Origin of the sequence: Neobacillus drentensis (genome assembly GCF_036965425.1) — a bacterium.
Taxonomy (GTDB): Bacteria; Bacillota; Bacilli; order Bacillales; family Cytobacillaceae; genus Neobacillus; species Neobacillus drentensis_F.
The window spans coordinates 1-16,989 of sequence record NZ_JBALPP010000115.1; the positions used below are offsets into that span (position 1 = coordinate 1).

Annotated in this window: 19 protein-coding genes, 2 pseudogenes and 1 other annotated feature; of the genes and pseudogenes, 15 read left to right on the plus strand and 6 right to left on the minus strand. The window is 37.3% G+C overall.

Annotated elements, in window-relative coordinates; genetic code table 11:
- The first annotated feature begins 283 nt into the window (after positions 1–283).
- Positions 284–484, plus strand: coding sequence for a cold-shock protein (locus V7161_RS24465; protein ID WP_223587661.1), 201 nt, complete (start codon positions 284–286; stop codon positions 482–484).
- A 160-nt stretch (positions 485–644) separates the two neighbouring features.
- Here the strand turns inward: V7161_RS24465 and V7161_RS24470 are convergent, their stop codons facing one another.
- From V7161_RS24470 to hcp, 3 genes and pseudogenes are all read right to left on the minus strand, one after another.
- Positions 645–1,082 carry a VOC family protein gene (locus tag V7161_RS24470; RefSeq protein ID WP_335715424.1) on the minus strand — a complete coding sequence of 146 codons (438 nt, stop codon included), beginning with the start codon at positions 1,080–1,082 and terminating at the stop codon, positions 645–647.
- Positions 1,083–1,250: 168 nt separating this feature from the next.
- A pseudogene (locus V7161_RS24475) lies at positions 1,251–1,397 on the minus strand (IS1595 family transposase); the annotation flags it as partial.
- Between the two features lie 246 nt (positions 1,398–1,643).
- Positions 1,644–2,942, minus strand: coding sequence for a hydroxylamine reductase (hcp, locus tag V7161_RS24480; RefSeq protein WP_335715425.1), 1,299 nt, complete (start codon positions 2,940–2,942; stop codon positions 1,644–1,646).
- Positions 2,943–3,283: 341 nt separating this feature from the next.
- Positions 3,284–3,557, plus strand: a binding site (T-box leader).
- A 64-nt stretch (positions 3,558–3,621) separates the two neighbouring features.
- On the opposite strand from hcp, the gene metG reads away from it, so the two are divergent.
- Positions 3,622–5,256: a methionine--tRNA ligase gene (metG, locus tag V7161_RS24485; protein ID WP_335715426.1), complete on the plus strand. Its 1,635-nt coding sequence runs from the start codon at positions 3,622–3,624 to the stop codon at positions 5,254–5,256.
- Positions 5,257–5,300: 44 nt separating this feature from the next.
- On the opposite strand, the gene V7161_RS24490 is transcribed toward metG, so the two are convergent.
- Positions 5,301–6,194, minus strand: a complete 894-nt coding sequence (locus tag V7161_RS24490; protein ID WP_335715427.1) for a DMT family transporter — start codon at positions 6,192–6,194, stop codon at positions 5,301–5,303.
- Between the two features lie 294 nt (positions 6,195–6,488).
- Here V7161_RS24490 and V7161_RS24495 point away from each other — a divergent pair, with 294 nt between their 5' ends.
- The 7 genes and pseudogenes from V7161_RS24495 to V7161_RS24525 all read left to right on the plus strand — a co-directional run bounded on the left by V7161_RS24495 (position 6,489) and on the right by V7161_RS24525 (position 10,457).
- Positions 6,489–7,016, plus strand: coding sequence for a dihydrofolate reductase family protein (locus tag V7161_RS24495; RefSeq protein ID WP_335715428.1), 528 nt, complete (start codon positions 6,489–6,491; stop codon positions 7,014–7,016).
- A gap of 154 nt (positions 7,017–7,170) precedes the next feature.
- Positions 7,171–7,401, plus strand: a complete 231-nt coding sequence (locus V7161_RS24500) for a hypothetical protein (protein ID WP_335715429.1) — start codon at positions 7,171–7,173, stop codon at positions 7,399–7,401.
- A 525-nt stretch (positions 7,402–7,926) separates the two neighbouring features.
- On the plus strand, positions 7,927–8,271 hold the full coding sequence (locus tag V7161_RS24505) for a PadR family transcriptional regulator (RefSeq protein WP_335715430.1): 345 nt from the start codon (positions 7,927–7,929) through the stop codon (positions 8,269–8,271).
- Entirely contained in the window at positions 8,268–8,609 is a 342-nt protein-coding gene (locus V7161_RS24510; protein WP_335715431.1) for a DUF1048 domain-containing protein, read from the plus strand. The genes V7161_RS24505 and V7161_RS24510 overlap by 4 nt, the downstream gene beginning before the upstream one ends.
- Positions 8,610–8,661: 52 nt before the next feature.
- Positions 8,662–8,774 (plus strand): annotated as a pseudogene (locus V7161_RS24515) (DUF1048 domain-containing protein); the annotation flags it as partial.
- Positions 8,775–8,945: 171 nt separating this feature from the next.
- The gene (locus tag V7161_RS24520; protein ID WP_335715432.1) at positions 8,946–9,707 is read left to right on the plus strand and encodes an ABC transporter ATP-binding protein; all 762 of its coding nucleotides are present in this window, start codon (positions 8,946–8,948) and stop codon (positions 9,705–9,707) included.
- Positions 9,708–10,457, plus strand: a complete 750-nt coding sequence (locus V7161_RS24525) for an ABC transporter permease (protein ID WP_335715433.1) — start codon at positions 9,708–9,710, stop codon at positions 10,455–10,457.
- A gap of 199 nt (positions 10,458–10,656) precedes the next feature.
- Here the strand turns inward: V7161_RS24525 and V7161_RS24530 are convergent, their stop codons facing one another.
- A complete protein-coding gene (locus tag V7161_RS24530; protein ID WP_335715434.1) occupies positions 10,657–11,277 on the minus strand; it encodes an isochorismatase family cysteine hydrolase in 621 nt (206 codons plus the stop codon).
- A 298-nt stretch (positions 11,278–11,575) separates the two neighbouring features.
- Here V7161_RS24530 and V7161_RS24535 point away from each other — a divergent pair, with 298 nt between their 5' ends.
- The 6 genes from V7161_RS24535 to V7161_RS24560 all read left to right on the plus strand — a co-directional run bounded on the left by V7161_RS24535 (position 11,576) and on the right by V7161_RS24560 (position 16,168).
- Positions 11,576–12,493, plus strand: a complete 918-nt coding sequence (locus V7161_RS24535; protein ID WP_335715435.1) for a Gfo/Idh/MocA family protein — start codon at positions 11,576–11,578, stop codon at positions 12,491–12,493.
- Between the two features lie 190 nt (positions 12,494–12,683).
- On the plus strand, positions 12,684–13,514 hold the full coding sequence (locus V7161_RS24540) for an alpha/beta hydrolase (RefSeq protein ID WP_335715436.1): 831 nt from the start codon (positions 12,684–12,686) through the stop codon (positions 13,512–13,514).
- Between the two features lie 156 nt (positions 13,515–13,670).
- Positions 13,671–14,858: an ATP-grasp domain-containing protein gene (locus tag V7161_RS24545; protein WP_335715437.1), complete on the plus strand. Its 1,188-nt coding sequence runs from the start codon at positions 13,671–13,673 to the stop codon at positions 14,856–14,858.
- A gap of 16 nt (positions 14,859–14,874) precedes the next feature.
- Positions 14,875–15,612 carry an esterase family protein gene (locus V7161_RS24550; RefSeq protein WP_335715438.1) on the plus strand — a complete coding sequence of 246 codons (738 nt, stop codon included), beginning with the start codon at positions 14,875–14,877 and terminating at the stop codon, positions 15,610–15,612.
- Positions 15,613–15,934: 322 nt separating this feature from the next.
- A complete protein-coding gene (locus V7161_RS24555; protein ID WP_289983342.1) occupies positions 15,935–16,060 on the plus strand; it encodes a YjcZ family sporulation protein in 126 nt (41 codons plus the stop codon).
- Positions 16,061–16,078: 18 nt separating this feature from the next.
- Positions 16,079–16,168 (plus strand): YjcZ family sporulation protein, encoded by a 90-nt coding sequence (locus V7161_RS24560; protein WP_335715439.1) that lies wholly within the window; start codon positions 16,079–16,081, stop codon positions 16,166–16,168.
- A gap of 125 nt (positions 16,169–16,293) precedes the next feature.
- Here the strand turns inward: V7161_RS24560 and V7161_RS24565 are convergent, their stop codons facing one another.
- Complete coding sequence (locus tag V7161_RS24565) at positions 16,294–16,926, minus strand: MOSC domain-containing protein (RefSeq protein WP_335715440.1); 633 nt, start codon at positions 16,924–16,926, stop codon at positions 16,294–16,296.
- Between the last annotated feature and the right edge of the window lie 63 nt (positions 16,927–16,989).

The following is a 16,989-nucleotide window of genomic DNA, read 5'->3' on the forward strand; positions in this document are numbered from 1 at the left end:
TTACGATATAGCTTATATCAGAATAAAGTTGATACTTTTTATTTTAGTTTAAATTCAAATCGCAATGAAATCCCAAGTTCTCTACAAAATACGAATCAAGATATTATTTCATACCTGCTCGAAAATGTTAAGTAAGATAGTAAAGTAAGCTAAACTTGAAAACGCTTTTAATTAGTGATATTCTTTAATAAATATTTTTGTTCGGTGTTTTTCTTCTAGATGATCACTAAGAGCAAGGATAGTAATATTTTGTGTGTTTAACACACTAGGAGGCAAATGAAAAATGGAAAATGGTAAAGTAAAATGGTTTAACAGCGAAAAAGGCTTCGGATTCATCGAGCGTGAAGGCGGAGAGGATGTTTTCGTTCACTTCTCAGCTATCCAAGGAGAAGGCTTCAAAACTCTTGAAGAAGGTCAATCCGTTACTTTTGACGTTGAGCAAGGTAACCGTGGACCTCAAGCGGCAAACGTTCGTAAAGCTTAATTCAAAAACAAAAAACAGATTCCACTTTGGAGTCTGTTTTTTGGTGCTTAAAAAATCGGCTCTGTTAAATTTCCCTAATAAAGACAACCGTCCAGTCTGAAATATCAGTGTGTTTAGATAAGCGAAAGTGTTTCTGTATATATGTCAGCATATCGTCTGTTTATTTGATTTTCTCCGCCAACTCTAAAATAATTCCCTCTGGACCACGAACGTAGCATAACTTATAACTTTCTTCATATTGCTGTATCTCACTAAAGATTTCCGTGTCCTTCTTTTTCAGTTTTGCAACAATAGCCTCTATATTTTCAACAGCAAAGCAAATATGTCGGATACCCAGTGTATTTGCAAAGGGTTGCTGAATATCTTTTTCATCTGAAGGCGAATAAAATTTGACTAGTTCTATCCATGCCTGACCATCTGGCATCCCCAAACCTACACATGCCGTTTTAACATCATTAAGCCCAACTATTCTGTCCAACTGTTCTCCATCCAATTCCCATTCCGCTTGCACTTCAAGTCCTAAATCAAGAAAAAACGCTTTAGCCTCTGAAAGATCATTTACATTTATACTCACATGATCTATTCTATTGATCTTCATATTTCATACCTCCTTGAGGTCATGTGCTCTTCACAGAATTATTCAACAAAATTATTGCAAATTCCTGCCACGAAAGTTAAATAAGCACTATACAGCGAATTTTGATAAGCGTAAACTATCGTAAGTATCTGTCATTTCAAAGACAAATAATGATAATAGAAAAACTTAATATTGTACAAAATCGATTTGTTTAAGAGCGTTCAAGAATTTGTGTCTCCAATAAAAAAGCATAACCCAAGTAACCCCAACGACTTCAGCCGATTTTCATAGGGAATAGCCTTTGAACATACAATCAACAAATGTAATCCATTCGTTCTTAATCAAATAAGGGAATCAGGGAGGTTTCAATTATCAACATTTACCTTTAACACAGCCAAAAAATAAAGAACCCCACCATAGAAAGGGTGGGGAAACGGTAAATCAAATGGTAAACAAAGTGTAACATATAAATATTGAAAAACCTAATTCTCGCTTTCGGGTTTTCTTATTCGCCTAAACCTTTACTGCTAATGTGGTTGGGCTCAGCCCCTAACTTTTTTCCGTTTTAACCATGTTTTGTGGTTAAGATTTTGAAAGTTGAAGCATTTCCTGTATATCTTTTTGGGCTGTACCGATTAATTTTAAATTAAATGTGTCTTGGAGGACGTTCATTACACCTTCAGAAATGAATTCAGGTGGTTTTGGTCCGATTCTGACATCTTTAATTCCAAGACTGAACAACCCTAAAAGAATGGCAACTGCTTTTTGTTCAAACCAAGAAAGCACGATGCTGACAGGAAGTTCATTAATTTCACATTCAAAAGCCTCTGCAAGCCCTTTAGCAATTTTAATGGTTGAAACAGAATTATTACATTGACCTAAATCAATATACCGTGGAATATCTGTACCAGGTACAGTCCCATAATCAACATCATTAAAACGGAATTTTCCGCACGATGTTGTAAGGATCACTGTCTCAGGAGGTAGGGATGTTGCAAGTTCACGGTAGTATTCTCCTCCTTTACCAGGTGCATCGCAACCAGCAATAACGAAAAATCTTTTAATTTTTCCTTCTTTAACAGCTGCAATGACCTCTGGTGCTAAACCTAAAACTGTTTCATGATGGAATCCGGTTAATAGTGTTTCATCTGAATCGATATTGGCTTCAGGTAGTTCCAATGCTCTTTCGATTAATGGTGAAAAATCATCATTAACAATTTTTTGGACATTTTCTAAACCGGCTACTTCATAACTAAACATGCGATCTGCATAAGTACCTTTTATGGGCATTACACAGTTGGTAGTCGCTAAAATGGCTCCAGGGAATTTTTCAAAAAGGCGGCGTTGATCGTACCAAGCTTTCCCGATATTTCCTTTTAAATGCGAATATTTTTTCAATACCGGATAACCATGAGCTGGAAGCATTTCAGAATGGGTATAGATATTGATACCTTTTCCTTCCGTCTGCTTTAATAATTCTTCTAAAGCAAAAAGATTGTGACCAGTTACAACAATACATTTACCCTCAATTTTATTTTGGCTCACTCGAATCGGTTGAGGAATTCCAAGTCTACTCGTGTGTGCTTCATCTAGTAACTCCATAACACGCACTGCCGATTGACCAACTTTCATCGCCATATCGATATGCTCTTGTAAGTTAAAGTTTGAATTTGTTAGTGTCAAATAAAGGGCTTCATGTGTAGTTGAATCTACGAAATGATCTATGAATCCCAGCTGGTTTGCGTGGGTACGATAGGCAGCAATACCCTTTAATCCAAAAATAATTGTATCTTGTAAACTTGCAATCGTTTCATCTTTTCCACAAACACCAATTACATTGCAGCCACCGGTTGGAGTTTGCTCACATTGATAACAAAACATTTTTTTCCCTCTTTCCATTTTTGTTAGTTTTCCAGATAATAACTTTCTCTTTTTTGGTGTGAATGATTGAATAAGTATCATTAGAAATAAACATTTAATCAACTTGGTTACATGGCTATTATAAATTCGTTGATTTTGAAATTGGAGCTCTACATGAAACAGTTCACAAACAAGTCAAAAAGATTTGAACACTTAGTGACAAGAAGGCTCCCCGGACCGCCCGCGAACCGCTCGCGCCTGGAGCGCAAATCAACAGCCAAGTTTAACACAGCCTAAATATAAAAATTTATTTCATATTGACTCTTGGGAAATTTTTGAATAAACTATTGTTAAATTATTTAATAAAGGCAATGAAGAGAAAAAGTAAAATGTTACTGTTTTTCACCAGAGAGCTTCGGTAGCTGAAAAGAAGCAAAAACATTCATTTGAACAATGGTCTCTGAGCTTCGGGCTGAACGTACTTTAGTATTAGTAGGTTACGACGGGATTTGGCACTCGTTATCAATGTCACAGTATAAGAGTAGCTTTTAATACTCCGTACTTGTTGAGGCAAATGGTGTGAACTATTTGCAAATTAAGGTGGTACCGCGTGGAAATTCAAACCTCGCCCTTAACTATTACAGTTAAGGCGAGGTTTTTTTGTTTTTATAATGATATTTTTATTAGGAGGTTTTAATCAATGAGTATTTTTATTGGTGGGGCTTGGGCTTATGCGAACGGCTCATTACATTTAGGTCATATTTCAAGTTTGTTACCTGGCGACATTCTCGCGAGATATTACCGTTTAAAGGGTGAAAAAGTTTTGTATGTATCAGGAAGCGATTGTAATGGAACACCGATTACAGTCAGAGCAAAACAAGAAGGTGTTTCTCCAAAAGTGGTTGCAGACCGTTATCACAAAGAATTTGAAGATTGTTTTTCAAGATTAGGATTCTCATACGATACTTATACAAGAACTGACACTGAACATCACCATAAAATCGTTCAAGAGATATTTTTAAAGTTACTTGAAAAGGGGCTGATTTACAAAAAAGAAATCGAACAAACCTATTGTGAACATTGTCAACAGTTTTTACCTGATCGTTATGTTGAAGGAATTTGTCCTATTTGTAACGAGCCTTCGCGTGGCGATCAATGTGACAATTGTTCAACAATTTTAGAACCACTTGAGTTACTTGAAAGAAAATGCAAAATTTGCGGACACGAACCTACTACAAGATTCACCGAGCATTTTTACTTTTCTTTAAGCTCTTTCCAAAATGTTCTGGAAAACTATACTCAAGAAGCAGATGACAATAATCTATGGAGGGAAAATGCCATTTCTCTTACGAAACGCTACTTAAAGGAAGGATTGCAAGATAGAGCCGTTTCAAGGGATTTGCCTATTGGGGTTAGTGTGCCAGTTGCTGGATATGAAGATAAGAAGATCTATGTTTGGATTGAGGCTGTATCAGGATACTACACTGCAAGCAAACTGTGGGCTAAGGAAACAGAAAGAGATGATTCAACATTTTGGGATTTCTCCGCTCAATCTTATTATGTTCATGGGAAAGACAATATCCCTTTCCATTCAATTATCTGGGCTGGAATTCTTGCTGGCCTTGGAAAAAAACCATTACCAACGCATATCGTTTCAAACGAATATTTAACTTTGGAAAAGAAAAAATTATCTACAAGTAAAAATTGGGCTGTTTGGGTTCCAGATATTTTAGAAAGGTACGAACCAGATTCCATACGGTATTTCTTAACAATTAACGCACCAGAGAATCGAGATGCTGATTTTTCTTGGAAAGAGTTTATATACAGCCATAATAGCGAGTTATTAGGGGCTTATGGAAACTTCGTTAATAGGACATTAAAATTTATTGAAAAGTCATTTGCTGGTGTTATTCCTGAAAAGGACATAACTTCGAATATTCAAGAAAAGGTTAAAAGCTTATACAATGATGTAGGGCATTGCATTGAAACTGCTGCCTTTAAACTAGGATTGGAAAAAGTATTTGAACTTGTTAGATTTTCAAACAAATACTTTGATGAACAACAACCTTGGAAACAAATAAAGGATGATGCCGAGTCTTGCAAACAAACACTGGCGAACTGTGTTTATCTAATTGCAAATTTAGCTCATATCCTTTCGCCATTTCTTCCTTTTTCAAGCAGAAAAGTCAAGGAAATGATAAACACAACAGAAACGGAATGGAGAGCGTTTTTGGTTAAGTCACAGCATTTGTCAAATGTTGAACCGTTGTTCGAACGAGTAGACCCAGTAAAAATTCAAGAAGAAATTGAAAGATTAAACAACCAGTCTGTTTAAATACAAAACAGTGGGAAATCGAATGCTTCCCACTGTTCATTCCTTTATTTAGCTGTTTTTCTCAATAATGGTTTTAATAATCTCACTGATTGATTTTCGCTTACAAAAGTGGAACCTAAAAGCAATGCCCCGCCAAACATTTGAATCATAGTCATTTGTTCTTGTAAGATTACTCCTGAAATTAGTATAGCTACTAATGGATCTACATAGCTTAGCATAGCAATACTCTGTCCCTTTAACTTTTGCATACCCGAGAAAAATAACCAAAATCCAAGTCCAGTGTTTATAATCCCTAAAAGTATGATGAAGGGAATGGATGATTTTGATACTTCCAAGATACTGAATCCTTCAGTAAAAAGCACATAGGGTAAGAGAAGTAAAGCTGTTGTACCAAGTTGGATGATCGTAATCTCTAACTTGGCTAAGTTTTGAATAAATTTATTCAATAACATTAAAGCAGCATAAAATGCAGCTGCAACTAACCCCAAAAAAATTCCAAGTAGATCATCTTTTTCAGATGCACTTATTCCATTTCCAACAATCAATAACATACCTATTATCGCAAAACCAATACAAACAATCTTTTTGATAGGTAAGTGTTCTTTAAGAATAATAGGTGAGAGAATCATAACAAACACAGGTGCAAAGTAATAGGCTAATGTTGCGTTAGTGACTGTTGTATAATCGTATGATTGATACAGGAAAATCCAATTCCCGCCTAATGCAATCCCAGAAAGTAATAAAACAGAAGCATTAGCTTTCACTAATTTCCACGGAATGGATTTTCTCATCACAAAAAATACGAACATTAAAAATAGACATCCGATTGAACTACTTAGTAAGGCTGTTTCACTCGAAGATAAATCAATGTATCTTACAACTAAACCAATTGTACCGAAAATGATCATTGATAATATAAACTGAATGTTAGATTTCATCGTCTACTCCTTCGAATCTGCGAAACAGCTTATATTTTCGCAGATTCTTAATCTGTTTTTAATATAAGCATATTTAGTGCTGGTTCAACAGCTGGAGCAAACGGTGGTGGCGGTGATGCTGAAAATGGCTTCCATGTGGATAATTTAATATTTGATAATGGCATAATAATCCCCCGATTTCGATTGCATTTTGATATTATCAATTATACTATATAGATGCTTATTAGAACTTAAGTACAGGAAAATTATATATACATTAATTGTTTTAACTGAAACAAAGGATTGGAGATGTACATGAAAAAACAGCGTAACATTATTTTATATATTGGCACTTCCATTGACGGCTATATTGCAAATGAGGATGGTACATTAGAGTGGTTAGAATCCACTGAATTAGACGGAGATTCTGGCTACAATTCACTCCTAGAAAGAATTGACACGGTTGTTATGGGGAAAGGAACTTATGATGTCGTACGTGGATTTGATATCGATTATCCTTATAGCAATTATAAAAATTATGTGTTTTCTAAATCAATTAGTGAATCCGATGAATATGTTTCATTTATTGATGAAGATGTCAAAACTTTCATTCAAAATTTAAAACAAAAGCCTGGTAAGGATATATGGTTAATTGGTGGAGGAAATTTAGCTCGTGAATTTTTCAAGGGAAATTTAATTGATGAAATCCAACTAGCCATTGCACCGATTATATTAGGGAAAGGAATTTCCCTTTATAACGGAGATAATATTTCCCAAAAATACACGTTAACCAAAGTTGAAAAATTAGGTCAGCTTGCGATGCTTCATTATATAAAAAAATAATAATCATCGTCTTTCCCTTTGATAGTAGGGGAAGATTTTTTCTTTTTAACAACATAATTTTCTGAAAGCCGTTCGAGACAAGACAAATACCCAAGAACTTTTACGCAAATACACATAAACTCTACTGTAAAATACAATGAGGAGGATGAATGTAATGATTCCTAATATTAATGTCCCAAATACAACATATGCAAGGATTGGTGTAGGTGGACCAGGTTCAGGATTTGGTCTTGCACCAGGAATTGGTTTTGGAGCTCCAGGTCTTGGTTTTGGCTATCCACAGTACCATCACTACTACCCATATCACCACCATCACTACTACCCGTACCACCAGCACCATTACTACCCATATCACCACCACCATCACTACCAATACCCATATTAAGATTTGTTGATAAAACCGACCAAATAATAATTAAAAGAAATTTCTGTGAAACAGGCGTGTTTCTACAATAATTAGAAACGTCTGTTTCTTTTAGTGTAGGGTTATGCAATACAGCTGTAGGTTACATAATAAACGGTAACATTATAAAAAGGATATGAGTTCCGGTAATAGAAAAATTAAAGGCGGGGATCGCTGCGGAGAAACAGTTTTTTTCTGTTGATAAGCTAACTGGCAGTTTAGTTTTAGTGAATTTGTTCACAGACTTATTCAAAAGCCATAACCCTATCCCTAAAATAACTAACATATCAAATTAAATGACTCACTGCGTTTGTAACTAAATTGTCGCCTGCTTTTTTTGTGAAGAGGTAAAAACGGGCTTTTTTGACGAAAAGTTTTATTGACAAATTAATCTATTTAGTAATACTATATACTAGTAGTCAGTAATACAGAATATCAGTGACACAAAATACCTGTGTTACAAAGTACTAAAAAAAATAAAAGCAAAATATAAATGGAGGTAAAAAATTGGAAAATATTACAGAAATGCTGAAAGGGGTGCTTGAGGGGTGTGTGCTTGAAATCATCAGCCGTGGCGAAACTTACGGCTATGAAATCACGCAACAGCTGCGAGAACTTGGTTTCACTGATGTGGTTGAAGGCACAGTTTATACGATTACCATGCGGCTTGAGAAAAACAATCTGGTGGACATCGAGAAAAAGCCATCCACTATGGGACCGCCGAGAAAATTTTACACACTCAACGCAGCAGGTCATGAGCAACTTGAAGTTTTTTGGAAAAAATGGGATTTTGTCTCAAGTAAAATAAACGAACTTAAAACTAAAATAAAATTAAAAGGAGAAATAATATGAGTATTTTTGAAAAAATTATCGGAAGTCTGGATGACAAGCGTGAGTGGAAGGGGATGGAGGCTCGTGCGAAGGCACTTCCAAGTGAGTACCGCAACGCTTACAAAGCTATCCAAAAATATATGTGGACTGCTGGTGGTGGTCCCATCGACTGGAAGGACAGCAGCCGTATCTTTTACGGCATTCTCGACCTCTTCGAGGAAGGTGCAGCGGAAGGCAAGAAAGTTACTGACCTCACGGGCGAGGACGTGGCCGCTTTCTGCGATGAGCTAGTGAAAGACGAGAAAACTTGGAGGGATAAATATCGCAAGAAGTTGAACGATACGATTGGTCGTGGCTAACGGCGTAATCCTAGTGGATTTTCGCCTACCATCGATACTAACGACGAAAACCGTGATTGGGGACGACTTGGCTTCCTTTTCCGACGAACTAGTGGCAAACGCTAAAGCCTATGTTATCGTGAAGATTTGAAGCAGAGTATCATGAAGCGATTGGGAAATAAGTGAATTCAATAGATAAATACGACTGAATAGCTGGCTACAAATGTTAATGAGTCACCATCACTATTCAGTTTTATTTTTAATCCGGTAGTCAGTAATACAGATTATCAGTGAGACTGAGTAGGGGATTATAAACAATTTAGCGCCTATCTACACTTTTTATAAGGAGGAAAAAGTATGAGCAATGCAGCGATTTCTGTAAAAGGGTTAAAAAAATCCTTTAAAGATAAGGAAGTCTTAAAGGGGGTGGATTTTGAGGTGCAGCATGGCGAAATTTTCGCACTGCTGGGCTCAAACGGAGCGGGCAAGACGACGACGGTCAACATCCTCTCAACTCTGATGAAGCCTGATGGCGGCGAAGTAGGTATTTGCGGTTTTGACATCCAGCGTCAACCAAATCATGTTCGACAGAGAATCAGCTTGACAGGGCAGTTCGCAGCTTTAGACGGAATGCTCACTGGGAGGGAAAACCTGATGATGATCGCCAAGTTGCGGGGAATTGCCAATCCCGCTCAAGTCGCCGATAATCTGCTTGCAAGATTCAGCCTGACCGATGCGGCCAACCGCCGAGCGGACAAATATTCCGGCGGAATGAAGCGCCGGCTTGACCTCGCCATGAGCCTAATCGGGACGCCAGCAGTCATTTTTCTCGACGAACCGACGACTGGGCTAGATCCCGAAGCACGGATTGAAGTCTGGAATACCGTCAAGGAGCTTGCTGACGGCGGTACGACCATCTTGCTGACGACCCAGTACCTGGAGGAAGCCGAACAGCTGGCGGACCGTATTGCCATCCTGCATGGCGGAAAAATTATCACAACCGGTACCCTCACCGAACTCAAAGAGATGTTCCCGCCAGCGAAAGTGGAGTACATCGAGAAGCAGCCTACATTAGAGGAAATTTTCCTCGCGATCATTGGTAAAAAGGAGGAGATGTAAATGAAAAGCAAAACAGGGGTATTACTAGGACGTTTAATGCGCAACATCATGCGAAGCCCTGATACGATTATCACGGTGGCGATTACGCCGATTATGATGATGCTGCTGTTTGTCTACGTATTTGGCGGCGCTATAGAAACAGGCACAGACAACTACGTCAATTATTTATTGCCGGGAATCTTGCTGATGGCTATCGCATCCGGAGTCGCTTATACTTCCTTGCGGCTGTTTACGGATGTAAAGAGCGGGCTGATGGCTCGTTTCATTACCATGCCCATCAAGCGCTCATCGGTTTTGTGGGCTCACGTGTTGACTTCGCTTGTTTCCAATGCGCTTACTGTCGTGGTGGTGATCCTCGTCGCGCTCTTGATGGGTTTCCGTTCCAGCGCAGGTATCCTGGATTGGCTCGCGGTAGCTGGGATACTCGGGCTGTTTACACTGGCTCTGACATGGCTGGCGGTCATTCCCGGATTGAGAGCGGGGTCTATGGAAGGGGCGACAGCTTACTCGTACCCGCTGATTTTTCTTCCGTTTATAAGTTCGGCCTTTGTCCCCACGGAAACCATGCCTAAAATTGTCCGTGCGTTCGCTGAAAACCAGCCCGTGACTTCAATCGTAAATGCAATTCGTGCCCTCTTGTATGAAGGGTCTGTTGGAAACGATATATGGATCGCGCTTGCCTGGTGCGTCGGCATTATGGTCATCGCTTACTTCTTCGCCAGTAAACAATTTAAACGCCAGTTAGGGTAAGTACACCATTATGGGATTAGCCAAATCTTTGGTCAGCCACTCCCATAAATTAACGGATGCAAGAGTTCGAGTTTAAGCTGTCATTTTGGCAGCTTTTTTTTGTTTTACAAAGGGACTTAGTGGAAGAGCTTTGGAGGTAAAAAGAGTTGCTTTCGCAAGCAACCCTTTTAAACTTAACTCAGGGGACAGTATTTTAATTTTATAATAGTGAGATCGCCTGTTGAGTTGACCATGTAGCACTGCTGAATGCATGATAATTTGTAACAGCTGCTTGAAAATCCTTCTCACTTATGGTGGCAGTGGCATCATAAACAACAGCTGTTTGGAATCCATACTCGATTAAGTCTCTCATATGGGATTCTACACAAATGTTTGATAAGACACCTGCCAAAATTACCTTTTCTTTCCTATGCTGACGTAATTGGTAAACAAGATCATTTGTCTGCGGACTGGCAATTTTATGGGCGGTTGCAATGACAGTTTGGTTAGATAAAATGTATGGTTTTAGTGAAGGAACCCAATCGGCTCCAACAGAAGTGTAGTCATTTTGTTTTTGATAGATTCGAAGCTTTAATAACATTTCTTGTTCAGCTCCAGTAAATTGCCAATTATAATCATGGGGATATATATAATGAGGGGAGATAAAAAGTTGGTATCCTCTACTCATAGCTGTTCTTATTAGAATTTCAAGGTTACCTAGTGTGTTATATTGTTCAATAATTTTTTTTGTTAGATGGTATCCTTTACCTCCGGGTGACAGAAAGTCATTTTGTGGGTCCGTTATGACAATTGCTGTATTTGAGGGATTAGGTTTGAACATTCATTTTTCCTCCAATTCACATAAATTGGTATTCTTTCTGTTAAAATTCAGTTTTTGTTCTCGATGAATATATATTGATGGGGGCTTGAACTCATTCTGTTTATTAATGGAGTATGGTATTAATTCGGAGATTATGAAGAATTGACACTTAAAGGGGCTCTAATCAAAAATCGAGGTAAGGCTGATATTGTACCATTTTTGTCTTTTGTGCCGGGTGCATAATATTTAGGATAATTTAGAAAGTAGTTGTAAAATAGTCCATGGAACCAAAATCTATATAGGATAAAGGATGATTTATTTGTTGAAACCTAGAATTGGTATGGTAGGACTGGGTGGTATCGCTCAGAAAGCATATTTGCCTATTCTTTCAAAAGAAACAGATTGGACATTTGTAGGTGCATTTTCTCCCAATAGAGAGAAAAGAAAGGTAATCTGCAATCGGTATCGTATACAAGATTTTGGTAGTTTACCAGCATTGGCTCAAGAGTGTGATGCAGTGTTTGTACACAGCTCTACTGAATCTCATTTTGAAGTGGTTTCGGAACTACTTCATAAAGGGAAAGATGTATATGTTGATAAACCATTAGCAGCTTCCATCACAGAAGCAGAAAAATTAGTCGAATTAAGTGAGAAGATGAGAAGAAAACTAATGGTTGGTTTTAATCGCCGTTTTGCCCCAATGTATGTGAAAGTAAAGGAAAGAGCGAATAATATAGCTTGGCTACGTTTTGAAAAGCACAGAACGGACAGTATAGGACCTTATTTTTATGAGTTCACAATGTTAGATGATTACCTTCACTTAGTCGATACAGCGCGATGGTTCGTGGATGGAGGTCTTAAGGTACAGTATGGAAAAATTCATACGAACGATGAAAATCAACTTTTATATGCTCAGCATATGTATGAATCCTCTCAAAGTAAATCCATTACCACAGCGATGCATAGAAAAGCAGGGACGAATTTAGAACAGCTAGAACTGGTAGCAGATGGAGCAATTATTCGTGTAAAAAACATGAATACAACGGAAATAGAAGAAGAAAATGCGGTAACTACCACATTCTCTTCATCATGGGAAACAATTTTAAAACAACGAGGCTTTGAAGATGCTGTACAGCATTTTATGTATTGTATTCAAAATGATATGCAACCCCTTGTTGATGGATTAGAAGGCTTAAAGTCTCAATTAATTGTAGATCAATTACTAAAACAAAAATAGTATCAATAAAACCCCATTTCTCAATTTTAATACTGAGAAATGGGGTTTTATTATATTTACTTAGAGTGCAAAATATCGCCTAAAACAAAAAGGACCGGACAGTTTGACCGGTTTTTCTTATGTTTTTTATTGTGAACATTAGATTTATTCAGTATATTTAATATAATATCAAAGGAGCGAGGAAGGTAAAATGAATCAATCCTATTTTTATTTAAAACTAGAAACACATCAATTACATATGTCTAATAAAAATGAAATACGACGCGTGCGTGTTTTATTGCCGAAAAATTATGATCAAGATGTGGCTGAAAATTATCCAGTTGTCTATATGCATGATGGACAAAATGTTTTCTACAGCAGTGAATCTTATAGCGGATATTCATGGAAGGTTATTCCGGCAATTAAACAAAACCCCGATTTACCGAAGATGATTGTTGTTGGGATAGATAACGCTGGACAAGATCGAATTAATGAATATACGCCTTGGAAAATTACTGAAAGCCCACTTCCTGAAGATATTGAACTAGGCGGAAGAGGCGCGGAGTTTGCTGAGTTTGTCATGACGGTCGTGAAGCCGTTTATCGATAATCATTACCGAACTAAATCGGATAAATATCATACAGCGATGATTGGCAGTTCACTTGGAGGAAATATTTCCGCTTTTATGGGTATTGAATATAAAGATCAAATTGGTGGTTTAGGCATTTTTTCATTAGCCAATTGGATTACAAGTAGTGCCTTTGACAGTTATATTGTTAGACAAGAGTTGGATCCTGAACAACGCGTGTACATTCAAGTTGGGACTCAGGAAGGCGATGATGCTGATCGTCAATTGATGTACGGTAATATGAAGCAGGCCTATATCGATTGCTCGCTTAAGTATTATAAACAACTACTAAAAGGCTCTGTTCCAATTGATAGCATTCGTTTAAATATTTTTGCGGATGAAGAACATAATGAAAAAGCTTGGGCAAAACACCTTCCAGAATGTCTACGTTTCTTAAGTGAGAAGTGGTCATGAATGAACTGAATAATTATATTGAGTGATTTAGATCATGGGAGAAATCTATCACTTTTTTTAATATTTTTGGAAATTTAGATTGATTTCAAATTGAAATAATTATACCTTAATTGTGAAAATAATGAATTTTTTTGAATATGAGAAAGGAGCTTTTTTATGAATTATATTTTGATATCACCATATTATCCAAGTAATTTTCAGCCATTTGCTTATCGTTTAAAAGAAGCAGGTGTCAATGTTTTTGGAATTGGCGAAGAGCCGTATGACCAATTAGGTTCCAAATTACAAAACGCTTTAACAGAATATTATCGTGTGAATAATTTAGAAGATGTAGACGAAGTGAAACGTGCTGTTGCATTTTTATTTTATAAACATGGTCCAATTGACCGCATTGAATCCAATAACGAATACTGGTTAGAACTTGATGCGCAGTTGCGTGAGCAATTTAACGTGTACGGCAATAAAACAAATGACTTGAAAAAAGTTAAGTATAAATCTGAAATGAAGAAGCTGTTTAAAAAAGCAGGAGTGCCTGTTGTAGAAGGAAGAGTAGTTAAAACTAAAAAGGAGTTATCTAAAGCCATTGATGAATTAGGACTGCCCGTTATCGCTAAACCGGATAATGGAGTTGGATCAGCTGCAACCTTTAAATTAAGTTCAGAAGAGGATGTACGTCGTTTTGAAGAAGAATGGGGAGAAGCACAAGTGTACTTCTTAGAACCATATGTCGAAGGAGGCATGCTTTGTACATTTGATGGTTTAGTAGATCAGAAAGGGAACATTGTTTTCCAAACAAGTTTTACATATAATGTGCCAACTCTGGAACTCGTTAAGGGTCAGTTGGATTTAGCTTATGTGATTCAAAAAGAAATTGATCCAAAGCTCGAAACTTATGGAAAGGCGATTGTGAAAGCTTTTGGCATGAAAGAACGCTTTTTCCATATTGAGTTTTTTAAATTAGAAGATGGGGATTATGTTGCACTAGAATATAATAACCGCTTGGCTGGCGGCTACACGGTTGATATGTACAATTTCGCGTACTCCATTGATTTATTTGCTCAGTATACTTCTCTTGTGACAGGAGGAGAATTTAAGGAGCCCGATGCCGAAAACCAGTTTTGTGTCGGGATAACACAGCGTGATGCGTATGAGTATAAACATGATACGAATGCTATTACTGAACGATTTGGCGACCGTGTGAAGTTTGAACAGCGCATGCCAGAAGCGTTTGCGGAACTCCAAGGAAATCAATTTTATGCGATTAATGCGAATTCGCAAGAAGAAGTGGATGAGATTATCCGTTTTGTTCATGAACGAAAAAATTGCAGCATTGTAAACGTATAGGGATAGGAGATTTTTTATGCATAAAGAACAGTTAAATCATTGGAGTGGCGAATTAGGACGTGAAATGCTGTTGCACAGATATGGACACAGTGGCATGCCAATCGTAGTATTTCCTTCATCTGGAGGGACGCATACTGAATACTATGATTTTGGAATGATTGATGCGTGTCATGAATATATTGAATCCGGAAAAGTTCAGTTTTTTACATTGGCAAGTATAGATAGCGAAAGCTGGCTGCACGACTCAAAACCGGCGCATGACCGTGCATTAGCTCACGCGGCATATGACCGTTATGTGATTTCAGAAGCTATTCCTTTTATTAAGCATAAAACAGGTTGGTTTGATCCAATGATGACAACGGGGTGTAGTATGGGGGCATATCATGCGTTGAACTTTTTCCTGAGACATCCGGATGTCTTCCAAACAACCGTTGCACTTAGCGGTATTTACGATGCGCGTTACTTTTTTGGAGATTATGGAAATGATCCGCTTGTTTATGAAAATTCACCGAGTGATTTCATATGGAATCAAAATGACGGCTGGTTTATTGATCGATATCGTTCAGCAGATATCATTATTTGTACCGGTCTGGGTGATTGGGAACAGGATGGGCTGCCTTCATACTTTACATTAAAAGAAGCCTTTGAAGAAAAACAAATTCCAGCGTTGTTTGATGAGTGGGGCGAAGATGTTTCGCATGATTGGATTTGGTGGCGACGCCAAATGCCGTATTATTTAGGAAAATTACTTTAATAAAATGTCAAATAAGCATCAGCACGGTTGAGTCGCTGGTGTTTTTTATAAGCTATTGTGAAATGGGAATGGAGGTATCACACCATTCCTATTTTTTATTCCATTTTAATAGATTTTTGAATGTATGTGATTACTAACAGTCGCCACCAGCATCTTTGTCATTTCCTTGTAACATCCTAAAGAGCTTTTGCGTATAATGCTGACGTGTCTTATTTTTATAGGCAAATTGCTTATTTAATTTTATTTACTGATACTAATCCAAGCTAACCGCATCTTAACTAAAATAGTACACATTTGGTTGTTCCAAAAGGTGGTGAGTAATATGTTCTATGGTTACGGCTGGGGCGGTAATTGCTACGGAGGCGGCCTTTACGGAGGCAGTTCTTTTGTTTTAATCGTAGTATTGTTCATCCTTTTAATTATTGTCGGAGCATCTATGACTTATTAATGCTGGAGGTGTTATAAAATGAGCGGTGTAAACGGGAGTGGTTTCGCGTTAATCGTAGTATTGTTCATTCTTCTTATCATTATTGGTGCTTCATTTATGTGCTATTAATTTGGAAATAAGAGAAATCAACCAAGAAAAAGACCCTCTTTTGGGGCTGTTGACAAATAAATAAAATAAAAAACCTAGCTTTTTTAGCTAGGTTTTAGCGTTTTCCACCTTTTTCGAATAGAGAATCATAGCAATTTTAAAAATCTATTTCTCCAGTCCTCTGCAAGAGCATCGACTGTTAATATTTTTTCAATCGATGCTTTATCTTGTTTTTGATGGAAAAGAATTTGTGTAGCAAAAGAAATGGATATTTCTTTTGAGTGTTTTTCCACAAGATTTATTTCCGAATCGAACTTAATGGTACCTTCTTCCAATACTCGAAAAAAGTAGCCCGTTAGAGTCGTTTCAACCACTTTCTTTAAGAGTTGTTTTTCTTCGTTATAATTGGAGATAGTTACACAAGGTACCCTTCCTTGTGTTATTTGAAGAATAGTACCTCCTATTTTATAAATGTCACCAATACAAACCCGTCCTTCCGTCATCCCTGTTGCCGTAATATTTTCTCCAAAAGCAGGTAGAATAAGCTTTTTTTGAAATACCTCTTCCCAATAAGAGTAATGCTCAAATGGATACAAACATACTGCACGGTCTGGTCCCCCGTGAAATTGGTGATTTGCAACATCATCACCAACAATGCCAGGTTTTTTCACCTCAAAGGCTTGTATTGCCGATTTTCCTATTCCAGAAAGCTCTATTTTATTGTTCCAATTATATTCCTTTGGTTTTCCAACAGCTAAATTAATAATTTTTCGATCCAATTTGAATTTACCTCCCATCTAAAAAACTCCAAGATCAATATGATAATATAAATTGTATTATAC